Raw genomic sequence first — 4,897 nt, 5'->3', positions numbered from 1 at the left:
CGGGATCAGAAACACATGCGGGCGGATTAACGGTCACAACGCCCGGCTCGTGCCCCCCTTTGGCCCACCCGGCACAAAACATTCTCGCTGCGTTCCATTCGCCCCCTGTAGGAGTTCCCTTCCAGGGGACGAACCGAGCGCAGCGAGGCGGCAAGCGCCCAGGTTCCACCCTCGGCAGACAGGCTTGAAGTTGGTAAGAAGATGGATCGTACTGCGAACGCTGTGCGGTTCGCACCCTGGAAGGCGTTTATTCGCTGCGCTCGGCTCTCAACAGGCTGTTGATCATTGTAGGAGGCTGCTTGCAGGCGAACCGGGTTGGCCAGATCAAAGCCGGCATTCGCTTGCAAGCAAGCTCCTACAGCAACTCCGTAGAAAACGCGTCACTACATCCGGTAGCCAAAGCTCAGCATGTACTGGGTACCATCGTAGGGAAAATCCGCGATGGCATCGTTAAAGTCCATCTCTACCGTTTGTTCGCGCACCACAAATCCAAACTCGGATGTGCTACCCACGGAAAAGATCAGCCCCAGCGAGGCGTAAGCCCCATAGCCAAAACTGAAATCCCGGTCATCCCCGTTAACCACCACCGCCGTACTCAGCGGCTGGGGGTAAGGCCGATCCTGCTCCTGTTTCAGGGAGCCCATCAGCAACATGGGGCCACCGGACAAAAACAGCCGCGCTCGGTCACTGAAATTGATATCCCCGTAACCACCCAACATGGTGCCAAACAGAAACATCTCGTTGTCCACCTTGATATTCACGGTGGCGCCACCATTCACCACCCCCGAATAATTCACCGAATCGTTCTGCCAGCTAATCACCGCACCGCCCTCATAGCCGTAACGGAAACGGTCGCCACCACCCAGAATCTTCTGCACCCCGCCGGTGAAGAACGGCAGATCATCGTAGTCCCCATCCAGCGTGGCGCCATTGGCGGTCACCGTGGTGTCCTCATCATTCAGTTGCAGCTTGCCAGCCTGCAGGAACATGTATTGAGCATCCTGTGCCCAGGCCGGCACCGCCAGCAGCCCGCCCACCAGGCTGATAATCCGCAATCCTTGTCTCACCGCTCTTCCCCTGCGCAACACGTTGACAGCACCAGNATAGTGCAGATTTTCCACCGAGAACATGAACCGGTTACCGCCGCTTTCAGAGTCCGGTAAAGTAGCAGCAACGGAGAATACCCGGCCCCACGGAGGGAACCGGAAACCCATAAAGGAACTGCCATGCGACTCCTGCTGCTTCCCCTCATTACCGCCCTGATTGCCGCAGCCGCCCTGCTCAGTGGCTGCCAGAACAATCAGGAACCCGGCACCGCCGCACTCCCGGATGCCTGCTCCCAGCCACCGGAATCCGGCATGTGCAAAGCCGCATTCCAGCGCTATTACTACGATGCCGACAGCGGCAGCTGCCAGGCCTTTATCTGGGGCGGCTGCAAGGGTAGCGTGCCGTTTGAAACCCTGGAGGGCTGCACCCAGGCCTGTAATGCCACCGGCAGTCCGGCTCCCGCCAAGGGTGCCCCCGCCAGCACATCCGCCACCAAAGAGGCCCAACAATGAGTAACACCAGCACCGCCAGCCTGGCACGTATCGTCTACGTCCTGCACCTGGTCGGCCTGATCACCGGCGGGCTCACGGCCATCGTCGGCGTTATCATTGCCCACCTTCATGCCGGCGACGCCGCGCCACCACTGCGCGAGCATTTTCGTTTTCAGTACCGCACCTTCTGGATCGGCTTGCTGTACTGGTTCATCGCCGGCATCACCACCCTGGCCCTGATTGGCTGGCTGCTGATGGTGGTAATCACCATCTGGTGGATCGTACGCTGCGCCCGGGGCCTGACCTCCCTGAACCGCAACCAGCCCCCTGGCAAGATCGACACCTGGGGATTCTGATGCCACACCGGCCCAACTTGTCACATAAATGACACAGATGCCGGCCAGACTGGCCGGCTCGCGCCCCTCAACCCGCTCCCAAGGAGAAGTCATGTTGTCCCTGCGCCTGCTTACCCTCACCCTCTGCACCCTGTTTCTGGCAGCCTGTGCCCGCAGCCCGGTAGTCCAGCTGTACGACGGCCCGGCCAAAGCCGACAGCCAGGTGCTCACCGTGAAGGTACCCAGCGAAATTGAAGTGTTCACCATCAACGGCAAGGAAGTGGAAGGTGTGAACACCTTCTTCGCCAGCGATTTCAAGGAACTGAAACTGGCCCCCGGTCGCTATGAAATCCTCGCTTACTACAAGGAGCTGTGGCAGCTGGATGCAGACAACCACGAAATCGTGAAAACCAACCCGGCCAACTTTGTCATCGACGGCAAGGGCGGCGACCAATGGCAACTGGGCTTCAACACCCCACAAGACGTGGAACAGGCCCGCGCCATGGAAGACAGCTTCTACGGCTGGGCGGAAAACACCAAGACCGGCGAACGAGTAGACGCCAAAGAATCCGGGCTGATCCTCAATCGCGGCTTCCTGGCCCCGATCACCGGTGAAGAAGTCACCACCGCCAGCACCAACAGCGTGGCCCCCCAGGCCGCAGCGGGTGCCGCCGCCGGCGCCACCGCTGCCAGCGCAAATAAGAGCACCACCGTGGCCCCGGAAGCCAGCTACCTGGACACCCTGAAAGCCCAGTGGAAACAGGCCACCGCAGAAGAACGCCGCGAATTCCTGCAATGGATTGCGGAATAACCGGCCAGCCGATAGCGGAAATGGCGTAACGCCATTTCCGTCATCCGATACGAAGCCGCTGCAGGAACGGAGCGCAGCGAGGCGGCAAAATTTTTAGAGAATGTCAGGTCCACCTATAGAAACCTGTCAGGTTCGGCAAGTCCTGATCGCCCTTTGGGCAATTCCTTGCTTCGCAAGGTTCGCGCCCTGGAAGGGCACTCCTACAGCAACCTTGTAGATAACGTTGTCGCCCGCCGCTCACTCCCCTTGAATGGTCGCCACGACCCGCCGTGCACCACCGTGGTCGCGGTGCTCGCACAGATAAATGCCCTGCCAGGTCCCCAGCGCCAGCCGCCCGGCCCGGATCGGGATTGTCAGCGACGGGCCGATAAGTACGCTCTTGATATGCGCGGGCATATCATCCGGCCCTTCCAGGGTATGCTCATAGTACGGCGCGTTCTCCGGCACCATCACATTCAGGTGTCGCTCCAGATCCCCGCGCACATCCGGGTCAGCATTTTCATTGATGGTCAGCGAGGCGGAGGTATGCTGAATAAACAGATGCAGCAAGCCCACCTCTATCTCCGCCAGCACCGGCAAGGCAGTTACCACCTCCCGCGTTACCAGATGGCAACCGCGCCGTTGCGCCGGCAACGTGACAATGTCCTGAAACCACATCTTCGTCCCCTTTAGACCTTGGCCCCTAATGCCGAACACGGCAGACTCGACGGTCTGTATTTTTACCGCACAGCATTCAAGGGGTATGCATGAAACTCAAAGGCCAGACCATTGTACTCACCGGCGCCTCCAGTGGCATCGGCGCGGAAGCGGCCAGGATCATGGCAAGAAAAGGCGCCACGCTGTGCCTGGTGGCACGCCGGGAAGAGCAGCTTCGCGAGGTTCAGCAAACCATTCAGGAACAGGGCGGCACCGCCTTTATCTACCCCTGCGACCTCAGCGACAACACGGCCATTGAAGCCTGCGCGGCACGTATTCTTGAGGATCACCCCCGTATTGATGCGCTGGTGAATAACGCCGCTCATTCCATTCGCCGCCCCATCGAGCAATCTTTCGACCGCCTGCACGATTACCAGCGCACCATACAGCTGAACTATATCGGCGCCGTGGCCATGACCCTGCAATTCCTGCCCCGCTTTGCGCAGCAGGGCCACGGCCATGTGGTGAATATTTCCAGCCTGTCCACGCAGATTCCCATTCCGCTGTTTTCCGCCTACCTGGCCAGCAAGAGCGCACTGGAATCCTTCACCCGCTCGCTGGAAGCGGAGATGGGCCATCAAGGTATCAGCACTACCGTGGTGTACTTCCCCATGGTGCGCACCCCCATGTCATCGCGCACGGCTATTTATAAATACATGCCAATGATGCACGTGGAAAAAGCGGCGGGCTGGATTGTAGAAGCTTGCGAAAAACGCCCGGCGCGTATCGCCCGCCCCATGGGCAAGCTTGGCAGCGTCCTGCTTGCCGCCGCACCGGGGCCAGTCACGCGCCTGCCGCAACCCCTGTTTCGCGGCATGGATAAAATGCTCGCCAACCGGTTAAAGAAAAAGCGTTAAAGGCAGGAGCGAGTTTAAAGTTTAAAGTTGAAACGCGAAGTAAAGGCGAAGAGGAACGGTTGACGCCTTACCTCCGCGCTGCACGCGGGCACGACAGTTTAAGATATGAAGGGCCGATCCCGCGCTTTTTAACTTTCCACTTTGAACTTTCAACTCACCACGTTAATGGGCGAGCCTGCCTGCCATTGCCGAATATTTTCTACCACGCCATCCAGCACCCGTTGCCGGGATTCGCGGGTGCCCCAGGCGTTGTGCGGGGTAATCAGCAGGTTGGGGATGCCGTCGACAAGCAACGGGTGGTCCGCCGGCGGCGGCTCGCTGCTGAGCACATCCAGGCCCGCGCCACCGAGCTGGCCACTGCGTAACGCGTCCGCCAGCGCCGGCTCATCAACCAAACCACCGCGGGCGGTATTGAGCAGCAAGGCACCGGGTTTCATCTGCGACAGAAACGCCGCATCCACCAGCTTGTCCGTCTGCGGTGTTAACGGGCAATGCAGGCTGATCACATCCGCCGCCGGCAACAGCGCCGCCATCGGCACCCGGCCAGACTGATTCCCCCCGGCCTGAAACGATTCAGCTACCTGCACCGTCATGCCGAAGGCCTCCGCCAGGCAGGCCGCCTCACGCCCCAGATCCCCATACCCATTCACCCCAAAGGTT

7 protein-coding genes are annotated in these 4,897 nt (G+C 59.9%); 4 read left to right on the top strand and 3 right to left on the bottom strand.

Going from position 1 to position 4,897, the window contains the following annotated elements:
• Positions 1-383: 383 nt before the first annotated feature.
• Positions 384-1,067: a hypothetical protein gene (locus tag A3754_RS18055; RefSeq protein ID WP_156496640.1), complete on the bottom strand. Its 684-nt coding sequence runs from the start codon at positions 1,065-1,067 to the stop codon at positions 384-386.
• Between the two features lie 159 nt (positions 1,068-1,226).
• Between A3754_RS18055 and A3754_RS18050 the strand changes: the two genes are divergently transcribed.
• The 3 genes from A3754_RS18050 (at position 1,227) to A3754_RS18040 (ending at position 2,684) form a co-directional block, all read left to right on the top strand.
• Positions 1,227-1,559, top strand: coding sequence for a BPTI/Kunitz-type proteinase inhibitor domain-containing protein (locus A3754_RS18050; RefSeq protein WP_063520808.1), 333 nt, complete (start codon positions 1,227-1,229; stop codon positions 1,557-1,559).
• Positions 1,556-1,894 (top strand): hypothetical protein, encoded by a 339-nt coding sequence (locus tag A3754_RS18045; RefSeq protein WP_063520807.1) that lies wholly within the window; start codon positions 1,556-1,558, stop codon positions 1,892-1,894. The genes A3754_RS18050 and A3754_RS18045 overlap by 4 nt, the downstream gene beginning before the upstream one ends.
• Positions 1,895-1,985: 91 nt before the next feature.
• Positions 1,986-2,684: a DUF2057 domain-containing protein gene (locus tag A3754_RS18040; RefSeq protein WP_063520806.1), complete on the top strand. Its 699-nt coding sequence runs from the start codon at positions 1,986-1,988 to the stop codon at positions 2,682-2,684.
• Between the two features lie 237 nt (positions 2,685-2,921).
• On the opposite strand, the gene A3754_RS18035 is transcribed toward A3754_RS18040, so the two are convergent.
• A complete protein-coding gene (locus tag A3754_RS18035) occupies positions 2,922-3,341 on the bottom strand; it encodes a secondary thiamine-phosphate synthase enzyme YjbQ (RefSeq protein ID WP_063519121.1) in 420 nt (139 codons plus the stop codon).
• A gap of 89 nt (positions 3,342-3,430) precedes the next feature.
• Between A3754_RS18035 and A3754_RS18030 the strand changes: the two genes are divergently transcribed.
• The gene (locus A3754_RS18030; RefSeq protein ID WP_063520805.1) at positions 3,431-4,237 is read left to right on the top strand and encodes an SDR family NAD(P)-dependent oxidoreductase; all 807 of its coding nucleotides are present in this window, start codon (positions 3,431-3,433) and stop codon (positions 4,235-4,237) included.
• A 149-nt stretch (positions 4,238-4,386) separates the two neighbouring features.
• Here A3754_RS18030 and A3754_RS18025 read toward each other — a convergent pair.
• A partial coding sequence (locus tag A3754_RS18025; protein ID WP_304439847.1) for an NAD(P)-dependent oxidoreductase occupies positions 4,387-4,897 on the bottom strand: 511 nt, incomplete at its 5' end.

The organism is Alcanivorax sp. HI0083, from assembly GCF_001635175.1.
This window is presented reverse-complemented; position numbering and strand designations above follow the sequence as displayed.